At 65.1% G+C, this 12,234-nt stretch carries 12 protein-coding genes; all 12 read right to left on the bottom strand.

Going from position 1 to position 12,234, the window contains the following annotated elements:
• Positions 1 to 61: 61 nt before the first annotated feature.
• On the bottom strand, positions 62 to 511 hold the full coding sequence (gene dut / locus BW934_RS08490; RefSeq protein WP_076347251.1) for a dUTP diphosphatase: 450 nt from the start codon (positions 509 to 511) through the stop codon (positions 62 to 64).
• Positions 512 to 525: 14 nt separating this feature from the next.
• Positions 526 to 1,794 (bottom strand): M16 family metallopeptidase, encoded by a 1,269-nt coding sequence (locus tag BW934_RS08495; protein ID WP_084182544.1) that lies wholly within the window; start codon positions 1,792 to 1,794, stop codon positions 526 to 528.
• 48 nt (positions 1,795 to 1,842) lie between these two features.
• Positions 1,843 to 2,817 (bottom strand): polysaccharide deacetylase family protein, encoded by a 975-nt coding sequence (locus BW934_RS08500; RefSeq protein WP_234969696.1) that lies wholly within the window; start codon positions 2,815 to 2,817, stop codon positions 1,843 to 1,845.
• 64 nt (positions 2,818 to 2,881) lie between these two features.
• Complete coding sequence (locus BW934_RS08505) at positions 2,882 to 5,113, bottom strand: polyribonucleotide nucleotidyltransferase (RefSeq protein WP_076347081.1); 2,232 nt, start codon at positions 5,111 to 5,113, stop codon at positions 2,882 to 2,884.
• A gap of 110 nt (positions 5,114 to 5,223) precedes the next feature.
• Complete coding sequence (gene rpsO / locus BW934_RS08510) at positions 5,224 to 5,490, bottom strand: 30S ribosomal protein S15 (RefSeq protein ID WP_076347083.1); 267 nt, start codon at positions 5,488 to 5,490, stop codon at positions 5,224 to 5,226.
• Positions 5,491 to 5,672: 182 nt separating this feature from the next.
• Positions 5,673 to 6,650 (bottom strand): bifunctional riboflavin kinase/FAD synthetase, encoded by a 978-nt coding sequence (locus BW934_RS08515; protein ID WP_076347085.1) that lies wholly within the window; start codon positions 6,648 to 6,650, stop codon positions 5,673 to 5,675.
• Between the two features lie 4 nt (positions 6,651 to 6,654).
• On the bottom strand, positions 6,655 to 7,569 hold the full coding sequence (gene truB / locus BW934_RS08520; RefSeq protein WP_076347087.1) for a tRNA pseudouridine(55) synthase TruB: 915 nt from the start codon (positions 7,567 to 7,569) through the stop codon (positions 6,655 to 6,657).
• A complete protein-coding gene (locus tag BW934_RS08525) occupies positions 7,557 to 8,576 on the bottom strand; it encodes a DHH family phosphoesterase (protein ID WP_076347089.1) in 1,020 nt (339 codons plus the stop codon). Before BW934_RS08525 ends, truB begins: the two co-directional genes overlap by 13 nt.
• 21 nt (positions 8,577 to 8,597) lie before the next feature.
• On the bottom strand, positions 8,598 to 8,954 hold the full coding sequence (gene rbfA, locus BW934_RS08530; protein WP_076347091.1) for a 30S ribosome-binding factor RbfA: 357 nt from the start codon (positions 8,952 to 8,954) through the stop codon (positions 8,598 to 8,600).
• 28 nt (positions 8,955 to 8,982) lie between these two features.
• Entirely contained in the window at positions 8,983 to 11,598 is a 2,616-nt protein-coding gene (gene infB, locus BW934_RS08535; protein WP_327077693.1) for a translation initiation factor IF-2, read from the bottom strand.
• Positions 11,513 to 11,968 (bottom strand): L7Ae/L30e/S12e/Gadd45 family ribosomal protein, encoded by a 456-nt coding sequence (locus BW934_RS15400; protein ID WP_076347095.1) that lies wholly within the window; start codon positions 11,966 to 11,968, stop codon positions 11,513 to 11,515. The genes infB and BW934_RS15400 overlap by 86 nt, the downstream gene beginning before the upstream one ends.
• Positions 11,952 to 12,233 (bottom strand): RNase P modulator RnpM, encoded by a 282-nt coding sequence (rnpM, locus tag BW934_RS08545; RefSeq protein ID WP_076347097.1) that lies wholly within the window; start codon positions 12,231 to 12,233, stop codon positions 11,952 to 11,954. Before rnpM ends, BW934_RS15400 begins: the two co-directional genes overlap by 17 nt.
• Position 12,234 lies beyond the last annotated feature (1 nt).

Genomic DNA, 12,234 nt, shown 5'->3' on the forward strand with positions numbered 1-12,234 from the left:
GACAAAAAGCCCAGGCGCGCTCTGCGCCTGGGCCGCCAAGTACGATTTTCGTTGGTCCGCTTTACACGCGCCCGGTCGATCCGAATCCGCCCGCGCCGCGAGCGGTCGGCTCGAAGTCGTCCACGAGCGCGAGGTGCGCCACGTAAATGGGCGCGATGACGAGCTGGGCAATGCGTTCCTTCGGCTGCAACACAAATGCCCGCGTGCCTCCGTGGCGGATCGGCACCACGATTTCCCCCGTATAGTCGCTGTCGATCACGCCGACGCCGTTGGCCAGCGCTATGCCGTGCTTGGCGGAAAGCCCGCTCCGGGCGTACACGAGCGCCACGGCGTCCCGGCGGGCGAGCTGAATCGCAATGCCCGTCGGCACGGACACGATCTCGCCGGGTTGAATGACGAGTGGCTCGGAAAGACACGCCCGAAGGTCCATGCCCGCCGATCCCTCGGTCGCATACGCCGGTAGATCATCCGCCGTCAGAAGGGGCGACACAATTTTGACCTTCACCTCAATGTCGCGATCAAGCGTCATGACGGTACCGACACCGCCTTTGCGGCGCGATCGAACGCGAAGTCGGCGAGCGGGCCGACCGCGGCGAGCGCAAAGCCGTGGCTGAGCACGTCCTCTGCCACCCGCTGGATGTCTTCGGCGGTCACGGCCTCGATGCCCGCGATGGTCTCCTCGATGGGCACATCTCGGCGAAGCAGAATCTCATTTTTCGCCAACCGGCTCATCCGGCTTCCCGAGCTCTCCAGCCCAAGCATGAGCGCACCCTTGACCTGCCGCTTGGCCTTTTCGAGCTCGTCGCTCGAAATCGGCTCCTGCCACATGCGCGCCGTGACCTGTTGTACGAGCCCCAGCACCTCTTCCACCGACTCGGGCGAGGTGCCGACGTAAATGCCGAACATGCCCGCATCCCGATACGCCGAGTGAAAGGAGTACACGGAATACGCCATGCCGCGGTCCTCGCGAATTTCCTGAAACAAGCGCGAGGATTGCGTACCTCCGAGCACGTTGTTGAGGAGCAGGAGCGGATACAACTCGCGCGATCCGGCCGGATACCCGGGCGCCGCCAGACACAGGTGCACCTGTTCGATGTCCTTTTCTTCGGTGGTGACCGTCTTGTGAAACGGCGGCGGGACGAGCGCAGGGGCGGCGTCCTCGCCTCGCGCCCATGCGCCAAAGACGCGCTCCACCTCGCGCATGACCAAGTCCTGGGGCACGTGCCCGGCGACCGAAATCACCATGCGCTCCGGCCGATAGTGGCGTTCGACGTAGCGCAGGAGGTCTTCGCGGGAAAAACGCAGCAGGTTCTCGTCGCGGCCGAGGATCGTGTAGCCCAGCGGGTGCTCGCCGTAGACCCCGCGCGCGATGAGATCCATGACGAGTTCGTCCGGCGTGTCTTCGTACATCCGAATTTCCTCGATCACGACGCGCTTTTCCTTCTCCATTTCTTCCGGCGCAAAGCGCGAATCCATGAGCATCTCCGCGAGCGTCTCAAGCGCATGCGCGAAGTGCTCATCCAGCACGCGCGCATAGAAGCAGGTGAACTCCTTCGCGGTAAAGGCGTTCACCTGCCCGCCGAGATCGTCGAAGAGGTGTGCCAACTCCTTGGCGGAGTGGCGCGAAGTCCCTTTGAAAAACATGTGCTCAAGGAAGTGACTGATGCCGTTGTCGTCGCGCGTCTCGTAGCGGGATCCGGTTTCGACCCAAATCCCAAGGCTCACCGAGCGGATGGAGGACATCTCCTCCCCCACCACGCGAATTCCGTTCGGAAGTGTCATTCGATAGGTCAACCGCCAAGCCTCCTACATCTCGGTTCACACCGCGCTCACACTTGGCCGTCACGCGCGGTGGAACGTCTCGTTCGCCAGCGTCGTCGGAGGGGTGACCGCTGGGCGTTCGTCGATCACGTCCTCCACCGTTTTCAGCCGATAACCGTGCCCCTCGAGCCAGCGGATCACATCAGGCAGGGCCTCCGCCGTGGGCGCCGTGGGATGCAACAGGATCAACGCGCCGGGTTCCGCACCGCGCTGAACGCGTTGGACGATGACATCCGCAGGCGGGTTTTTCCAGTCCACGGTATCCGCGGTCCACAGGATGGCGTACATGCGCCGCGAATGCGCCAGCGGAGCCAGGCGCGCATCATACGATCCGGCCGGAGGCGCGATGAGCCGTGGAACCTTGCCCGTGATGCCGGCGAGCACTCGATTCGTCTCGTCAAGCTGGGCGGCGAGCTTCGCGTCGCTCAGCCGGCGAAAGTCTGGGTGTCCAAAGCCGTGGGACTCGACCGCGTGCCCGTCTCGCGCCATCGCGCGGACGAGATCGGGGAACTTCTTCGCAAACGCGCCGTCCACGAAAAACGTGGCCTTCACGTGCGCGCTGCGCAGCACCTCAAGCATCCTGGGCACGTACGCATCGCCCCAGGACACATTCACCATCAGCGCCACCGACTTCTCCTGCGCGGGGCCGCGGTAAATCACGTCGGGCGAAAGGTCTCCGAGTCTTCGCTTCGGCGGAAGGGTTCGCCATACCAGGTGGAGCGCGCCGTCATGGCGCCGCGCGGTCTCGCGCTCGCTCGCCGCCGTGTCGAGCGCAAAGCCCGACAAACCGGGGATGTTGTGCCACACGCCGTCGTGGCGGGCATCGACGGGAAGCGTTCCCCACGTGCGGCTGACTTCTTCCCACACATGTGCCGAAACACTTGGCGCCGACGCCGCCGGCGCGTGCGCGTTCACCGCCGTGCCGGCCGCGCCCGCCCAACCGCCCAAGACCCCCATCAGCGCCAGGGCGCACGCGCCTGCAGCCGTCTTCCGCATCTTCAACGGGCATCCCTCCATCCGCATCACGCGGATTAGGATGCCTCGGCTCGCGACACGTCAATCACGGGCTCGTCCTGCGCGGAGGTGCCTTCGGGGCCGCGGACGGGCCGTGATCGCGCCGCGGATGTCCGCTCTGCGGGCCCTGAGGACCGCCGCCGTGGGGCGCGCGGCCCGGCCCCCTCGACGGCCGCTGCGGCGCCGAGGACGTGGGCGGTTGCGCCGCCTTCAGGACCTCTTTGCGCGACAGGTTGATCCGGCCTTGGTTGTCGATCTCCGTCACCTTCACCGTCAGCGTGTCGCCGACCTGGCACACGTCTTCCACTTTCGCCACGCGGTTGACGTCGAGCTGCGAGATGTGCACCAAGCCCTCTTTGCCCGGCAAGATCTCGACGAATGCCCCGTACTTCTCCACGCGCGTCACCTTGCCGGTGTAGGTCGCGCCGACCTCCACGTCGCGCACGATGTTTTCCACCATCTCTCGGGCGCGGTTGGCCTGCTCGGCATCCGTGCTGTGAATGTAGACGCGGCCATCCTGCTCGATGTCGATTTTCACGCCGGTCTCCTCGATGATCTTGTTGATCACGCGCCCACCGGGCCCGATGACGTCGCGGATTTTGTCGGGGTGAATTTTCACCGTGATGACCCTCGGCGCGAACTTGGAGAGATCGGCGCGCGGCGCCGAGATCGCCTCCATCATCTTCCCCAGGATGAACATGCGCCCCTCGCGCGCCTGCTTCAGGGCTCGCTCGAGGATCGTGCGGTCGATGCCGCTGATTTTAATGTCCATCTGCAGCGCGGTCACGCCGCGCTCCGTGCCAGCGACCTTAAAGTCCATGTCGCCCAAGTGGTCCTCGATTCCCTGAATATCGCTGAGAATCGCGACGTCATCGCCTTCCTTCACGAGGCCCATCGCGATCCCGGCCACGGGCGCCTTGATGGGCACGCCTGCATCCATGAGCGCCATGGTGCTTCCGCAGATGCTCGCCTGAGACGTCGATCCGTTCGACTCGAGGATCTCGGACACCACGCGGATGGCGTAAGGAAACTCCTCGGGCGACGGGATCACCGGGTCAAGCGCGCGTTCGCCGAGCGCCCCGTGGCCGATGTCGCGCCGGCTTGGCGCGCGCAGCGGCTTGGCCTCGCCGACGCTAAACGGCGGGAAGTTGTAATGGTGCATGTACCGGTTCGACTTTTCAATTTCGAGCCCGTCGAGCAGCTGCTCGTCGCCCATGGAGCCGAGCGTGCACACGGACAGCGCCTGCGTCTGTCCGCGCGTGAACAAGGCGGAGCCGTGCGTCCGGGGCAAGAGACCCACTTCGCAGGAAATTGGGCGAATCTCGTCCAGGCGCCGGCCGTCTGGTCGAATCCCTTCGCGCAAGATGGCCTCGCGCACGCGCTCTTTCAGAATGGTGTGCATCACTTCGGCGATGTCCGCCTCTTTTTCGGGGAACGCCTCCTTAAAGTGCTCGAGCACCTCGGCGTTCAGATTCGCGAGCGCCTCTTCGCGCGCCAGCTTATCCGGGTTGCGGACGGCCTCGTTCACCTTGTCCGTCGCGTACGCCCTCACGGCCGCTTCGAGTTCCGCATCGACCTTGTGCAGCTCAACTTCGCGCTTTTGGACGCCCACCTTTTCGGCAAACGCGTTGATTTCGTCGCAGATGGTCTGAATCACCTTGTGGCCGTACAGGATGGCCTCCAGCACGGTCTCTTCGGGCACCTGATTCGCGCCGGCCTCCACCATCACGATGGCGTCCTTCGTGCCGGCCACCACCAGGTGCAAATCGCTCCGTTCCGCCTGCTCGACGGTCGGATTGATGACGAACTCGCCGTCGACGAGTCCGATGATGACCCCGCCGATCGGCCCATTGAACGGAATGTCTGAGATGGTGAGCGAGGCAGACGTGCCGATCATCGCGGCGATTTCCGGAGCGCAGTCCTGATCCACGGACAGCACGAGATCGACGATCTGCACGTCATTGCGGAACCCTTCCGGGAAGAGCGGCCGAATGGGGCGATCGATCAAGCGGGACGCAAGAATCGCGTGCTCGCTCGGCCGGCCCTCGCGTTTGATGAAGCCCCCGGGAATTTTTCCGACCGCGTAAAGCCGTTCCTCGTAGTTCACGGTCAGCGGAAAAAAGTCGAGTTCCTTCGGCTCTTTCGAAGCTGTGACCGTGGCCAGCACCACGGTTTCTCCGTATTGAACGTGGACCGCAGCCGTCGCTTGCCGGGCCAGTTTCCCGGTCTCCAGCACAAAACGTCGGCCCGCCAACTCAAATTCATGGCGAACCACCATGCGTCTCCAACCTCCTACCCTTTCATGCGGCGAACCGCCGCGCGCCATGCTATGTACAAACGGGGCTTGCGCCAAACATGCAAAAGAAGCGGGCCGAAGCCCGCCTCGTTTCAGTGGCGCAATCCCAGCGATTCAATCAACTGCCGGTAACGGTTGATGTCCTTCTCGCGCAGGTAGTTCAACAAATTGCGGCGGCGACCAATCAGCTTGTACAGTCCGCGGCGCGAGTGGTGGTCCTTTTTGTGAACGCGGAAGTGCTCCGTGAGCGAGTTAATGCGTTCGGTCAAGAGCGCAATTTGAACTTCCGGGGATCCGGTGTCGAGATCGTGCAAACGATACTTCTCAATGATTTCCTTCTTCTTGTCCGCTTCGAGCATGAGAATCCTCCTTAAGCGTAAAATCCCTGCATCGAAGAACAGGCCGGAGGTTCCTGATCCGCGGTGCAGTTCATCGTGTTGCGCACACGTTCAACACTATACCATACCGTCCACTCAAACGCCAGTCGATTGGCCTGGTTCCTGGCCCGCGGGCCGAAGGGCGCGGGAGGCATGTCTCCCGCTCAGGCGGGACCTTGCGACGGGATGGCGGAGTCGCTCGACAGGCCAAACACGGCCCGCGCGAACTCACAATCGCGCGCAATTTGCGCTTTGAGCGCTTCGAGGCCGTCAAACTTCATCTCGTCTCGGATGCGCCGCAGGAACGAGACCCGCAGCCTTTGGCCATAAAGGTCGCCGTCGAAGTCGAGGACGTGCACCTCGAGCTGGAAGGCCGCTCCGTCGACGGTCGGCCGGTATCCGGCATTGAGAACGCCGAAGGCATGCGCGAAAGCCCCCTCGCGCTCCCCCTCGATCTCCACGAACACGGCGTAGACGCCGCTCTTCGGAAGAACGTAGTCGTCGATGCCTCCCAAATTGGCCGTGGGAAAGCCAATCGTGCGGCCGCGCTTGTCGCCGTGGACGACCTCGCCCAGGATGGCATACGGCCTGCCGAGGAGCGCCTGAGCCGCTTCGACGCGGCCCTCGCGCAGGTGTTCGCGAATGCGCGAGCTGGAGATTTTGTGCCCATGCTCCTCGACGGGATCCACCACTCCCACGTCGAAGCCGCGATCGCGGCCGAGATCGCGCAGGACATCGACGTTTCCGCGGCCGCCTCGCCCAAAACGAAAGTCGCGCCCGACGACCACGTGCTGAACCTGAAGCGGCACGAGATACGCGTCCACGAAAGCCTCAGGCTCCAGCTGTTGAAACGCTCGGGTGAACTGGGCGACGTAGAACGCATCGACGCCCAGCTCGGTGAACAGCCGCACGCGCTCGGCGCGAGGCGTCAACCACCGGGTGTACTCCGCGTTGCCGGTCAGCACGTAGGTCGGGTGGGGCTCGAAACTCATCACGGCCAACCGCTCGGCGCCGTCCGTGAGCTGCCGCGCGGCGTTGAGAATCGCCCGATGGCCCAGGTGCACGCCGTCGAACTTGCCGATGGCCAAGACCTGGGGCGCAGACGACGCAGGTGCCCGATCCTCGATGACAATCAGTTCCACCGAACTATCCCCTCTTCCAAAACACCTTCTTCGGCCGAACGGCGGTGCGGGGTCCCTCGACGATCTCGCCCACGGCAGCCACGGCGCCGGCGTAGACGACGAGGACCACGTCCCCGGGGGCAGCGGCGAGCGCGTCGGCCTCGGGCACCTCCACCTTCTGGCCATTCGCGAGGCGCTCCATGGCCTCTCGGGGAGGGTGCCACATGGGCAGGCCCTCGAGGTACAAGAGCGGATCGCGCAGATGCGCGGCTGGCGAGTCCGACGCGAGCCAATCGGAGAGCGGGATGGCGTCTTCGATGCGCGCACGGCCGATGCCAAGCCGGCGGAGGGAACGCATGTGGGCAGGGACGCCGAGAAGCGCCCCGAGATCGCGGCACAGCGCGCGGACATACGTGCCCTTGGAGCAGCGGACGTGAAAATCGGCCACCGCGAGATCTCCCTCGTGCGAAAGCGCATCGATGGTGAACGCCTCGACTCGAACCGTGCGCTCCGGGATCTCGACCTTCTTGCCCTCTCGCGCGAGGTCGTAGGCCCGCCGGCCATCGATGTGGATGGCGGAGTACTGCGGTGGGCGCTGGCGGATCTCGCCCGTGAGCTGAGCCGCAGCTTCCCGCACGGCCGCGAGATTCACATGGGCAGCGGACGCCTCTGCGACGACAGTGCCTTCGGCATCATCGGTGTCCGTGCCGATGCCGAGCACCACGCGCCCGCTGTAGATTTTGTCTCCCTGCCCGAGATACTCCAGCAAGCGGGTGACCCGGCCGACGCAGACCATCAAAAGGCCCGTGGCCATGGGATCGAGCGTGCCCGCGTGCCCGACGCGGCGCACGCCGAGCTTCTTTCTGACGCGATCGACGACGTCGTGCGACGTCATGCCCTCGGGCTTGTCGATGAGCAGAACGCCGTCTAGCTCTTGCACGCTTCGTCCACTTCCTTTAACGCGGCGATCACGGCCGCTTCGACCGCCCGTTTCGCCTCCTCGAGGGTGCCCTCGAGCACGCAACCCGCCGCGCGCGCGTGCCCGCCGCCCCCGAACTGCTGCGCGATAGAAGCCACGTCGACGCGCCGCTTGGAGCGAAGGCTCGCTTTGATCAGGCCATCCGGCCGCTCCCGCAGCAAGACGCCGACCTCGACCGTCTCGACGGATCGCGCGAATCCGACGAGACCCTCGACGTCGTCCTCGCTGGCGTTGCACGACGCAAGCATCTCCTGGCTGACGAGCAAAAACGCATAGCGCCCGTCGGGCGCGAGGGTCATGTCGCGGAGCGCGACCTGCAACAGCCGCATCTGCTCCAGCGTGCGCGCCTCAAGCGCCGGCTCCGCGATGTCGTAGGGCTGCACTCCGCTCGCCAGGAGTTCTGCAGCAATCTGGTGCACTTCGCGCGTCGTGTTGGGATAGCTGAAGCCGCCCGTGTCCGTGAGAATCCCCGTGTACAAGCACTTGGCGAGATCGACCGAGAGCGTCACCCCGAGCGCCCGCGCCACGTGGTACAGAACCTCACAGGTCGCCGCCGCCAGCGGGTCCACGCAGGCCACCTGGCCGTAGCGCGGATTGGTTTGATGGTGGTCGATGTTCACCACGAAAGGCTGCGCCGCGATGAGCTGTGCCACAGGCGCAAACCGCTGTTCGTCCGCGCAGTCGACCGCGACGACGTGTTGAAACTGGCGGTCGCCAAACGCCTCCAGCGGCTGAATGCGGGCATACATCGGCAAGAAGCGAAAGCGCGGCGGCAGCGGCTCCCCTGCTGCCATCGCGTATCGCTTGCCGAGCGCCTCCAACATGTGGGCCACTGCGAGGGCGCTGCCCAGCGCATCGCCGTCCGGTCGCTCGTGCGTCACAATCAACCAATCATCGCGGCTCAGGAGCGCCTGCGCGGCGCGCGCAATGGCTTCCCCGTCGCGCGGCTCGGGCTGCCAACTCGTCATTCCCCGACTCCCCTCGGCCCCTCAGTCGTTCGCCTCGTGATCTTTTAGCGACTTGAGCACCTGTTCAATGCGCTCGCTGTACTCGCCCGAATCGTCCAGCCGAAAGACGAGCTCCGGCGCCATCCGCATGTGCAGCCTGCGCGCGATCTCGCCGCGAATAAATCCAGCGGCCCTCGTCAGGACGGCGAGCGTGGCTTCCTTGTCGTCGTCAGAGCCATACACGCTCACGAAGATCTTCGCGTGCTGCAGGTCTCCCGAGACCTCCACCCGCGTAATCGTCACGAACCCGATGCGCGGGTCCTTCAGCTCGTGCTGAAGGAGATCCGCGAGCTCTTTTTTTACTTGTTCGGCCACTTTCTGCGCCCGAATCCGCGTCAACGTTCACGCACCTCCACGGCGTACGGTGTCATACCCGCGCGACCTGCTCCATCGTGAACGCTTCGATCACGTCGCCGACCTTGATGTCGTTGAACTTCTCGATGGTCATGCCGCACTCGTAGCCTGCCGCCACTTCGCGCACGTCATCCTTGAACCGGCGCAGCGACGAAAGCTTGCCCTCGTAGATGACGATCCCGTCGCGCACCACGCGCACCTCCGCGTCGCGGGGGATCCGGCCGTCCGTCACGTAGCATCCCGCAACCGTGCCGACCTTCGAGATGTTGAACGTCTCGCGCACCTCGGCGTGCCCGACGACGACCTCCTTGTACTCCGGCGCGAGCATGCCCTTCATGGCCGACTCGAGCTCGGCGATGGCGTCGTAAATCACGCGGTACAGCCGGATGTCGATCTTCTGCTGTTCAGCCACACGCCGCGCGTTGACGTCCGGGCGCACGTGGAAGCCGATGATGATGGCGTTGGAGGCCGAGGCGAGCTGCACATCGGACTCCGTGATGGCACCCACGCCTTTGTGGATCACGCGGACGCGCACGCCCTCGACGTTGATTTTCTCGATGGATTGGACGAGCGCCTCGACGGACCCCTGCACGTCCGCCTTCACAATGACGTTGAGCTCGGCGACGTTGCCCTCCTTGATCTGACGGTACAAATCGTCAAGCGTCACGCGCGCCGTCGCCTGCATCTGCTGCCGTTCGCGCTCCAGTCGCCGCTCGACCACCGCCCGGGCGCTCTTCTCATCATCATAGACCACAAACAGGTCGCCAGCCTGTGGCACGCCGTTGAGGCCCTGAATTTCGACCGGCGTCGACGGAGGTGCCGTCTTCAGTCGGCGCCCGCTTTCGTTCACCATGGCCCGCACGCGGCCGTACGTCGTGCCCGCAATCACGATGTCGCCCACCTTGAGCGTGCCATTCTGCACCAAAACGGTGGCCACCGGGCCGCGGCCGCGATCGAGCTTCGCCTCAATCACCGTGCCGCGCGGGCGCGCGTTCGGATTGGCCTTGAGGTCCTGCATGTCGGCGACGAGCAGGACCATTTCGAGCAGCGTGTCGAGATTCAGGCGCTTGAGCGCGGAGATCTCGACGAACACCGTGTCGCCGCCCCACTCCTCGGGGACGAGGCCGTGCTGCACGAGTTCCTGTTTCACGCGGTCCGGATTCGCGTCGGGCTTGTCGATCTTATTGATGGCCACGATGATCGGCACATTCGCGGCCTTGGCGTGATTGATGGCTTCCACCGTCTGCGGCATCACGCCGTCGTCGGCGGCCACCACGAGAATCGTCACGTCGGTCACCTGAGCGCCGCGCGCGCGCATCGTCGTGAACGCCTCATGCCCGGGCGTGTCGAGGAAGGTGATCAGCCGGCCGCCGAGCTCGACCTGGTACGCGCCGATGTGCTGGGTGATGCCCCCCGCCTCGCCGGCCGCCACGCGGCTTTCGCGCAACGCGTCGAGCAGCGTCGTCTTGCCGTGATCGACGTGGCCCATGATGGTCACCACAGGCGGCCGCGGCACGAGCTCGGACGGATCGTCAGGCTCGACGAGAAGCTCGAGCGCCTCCTCGTCCACCGGCTCCTTGACGTGCACCGTCACGCCGAGGTCCGAGCCGATGAGTTCCATCGTGTCCGTGTCGATGTCCTGGTTGATGGTGGCCATCACGCCGAGCATGAGCAGGCGCTTGATGATCTCCGCCGGCTCACGCTGCAGGAGCTTCGCGAAGTCGCCCACCGTCATCGGCCCCTCGACCGTCACCTCGGTCGGCAGCGGCTTTTCCTGCTTTCCCCCGCGGCGCTTTTGGGCGCGCTGCAGTTTCGTCTCGTTGAACTCCTCGTGCCGCTGATAGCCTTCGCGATCCTTGCGCTCCTTTTCCTTGCGCTGCGCGCCCGGCGCCACAGGTTTCTGCTGAGCCGCTTGCGCCGCCACCACCTGCGGCGGACGCGGGGTGCGCGGAAAACGCTGGCCGCCTCCACCGCCGGACGCAGGCCGCTGGCCATCGCGCGGACGCCCGCTGCGATCCCCGTGTCCCTGCTGGCCCTGCGGCCGGCCCGCGTACCCGTTCCGGTCGCGGCTTCTGTCGCCCTGGCCCGGCGCCCCACTGCGCCCATGGCCGCCGTTGCCGTTCCGCGGGCCCGCCGGCCGGTCCGATCGCGGCCTCTGCTCCCACGCGCCGCCCGGCGTTCCCCCCGGCGTGCCCTCGCGCCGATCGCGCCCGCGCCCTTGCGCGCCATTCCGATCGCGGCTCTCCCCGCGATCCCGGCTCGCATCTCGGTTTGCATCGCGATCGCGCCGCGGCGCATGGGCCTGAGCACTCGCGTGCTGCACGTCCCTGTGGCCTTGGGCATGACGATCCCGCCCCGGCTCGCGCCCGGCCTCGCGACCGTTCTGCGGTGCCCCCTGCGCCCGGCTCGGCGCCTCGTCGGGCTGAGCCTCGGCCTTCGCCTTCTGCTGGCGCTCGCGCAATTCCTTCTCCATCTCCTGAGCACGCCTTTCCGCCGCACGTCGCTTCACGTCTTCGAAGAACTGTTCCACCTTTTGAATCATCTCATTGTCCATCACGCTCATGTGATTCGCGACGGGCACGCCGAGCCGATTGAGAATCGTCACAATCTCCTTGCTCGACATGTTCATCTGTTTTGCGTACTCGTACACTCTCAATTTCGTCAAACGCTCCACCTCCGTGGAATTCCCCAAGCCGCGCCACAATCTCGCGCGCAAATCCAGGCTCCACGACGGCAACGGCACCGGACGTATCCCGTCCAATGGCTCGACCGATCTCCGCTTTGGTCCCGAAAGCAACCACTTGAATGCCGTACGACGCCGCTTTGTCCGTCAGTTTCTTTCGGCCATTGTCTCCCGCGTCCTCCGCGATCATCACCAAATGGGCCCGCCGCGTCCTCACGGCGTCCAACACGCGCTTTTGGCCGTCGATCACGACCCCTGCGCGGCGCGCCAAACCGAGTAATCCCAAGATGGTCTCCCTGTCAGTCCGCATGATCATCTCCCACCAGCTGCCGGCGAAGAGATTCGTGAATCTCCTGCGGAATCGCGGTCTTCAGCGCGCGCTCGAGCGCCTTGCGCTTGACCGCGATTTGGAGGCACGCCTCGGTGGGACACAGATACGCGCCGCGCCCGTTTCGCTTTCCGGTCGGGTCGAGCACGATATCGCCATCTGGGGTCCGGACGACGCGCGTGAGCTCCGCCTTCGGCTTCATCTCCTGGCAGCCCACGCACTTGCGAAGCGGCACCCTCCTTACCCGCTGCATG

The organism is Alicyclobacillus vulcanalis (genome assembly GCF_900156755.1).
Classification (GTDB): domain Bacteria; phylum Bacillota; class Bacilli; order Alicyclobacillales; family Alicyclobacillaceae; genus Alicyclobacillus; species Alicyclobacillus vulcanalis.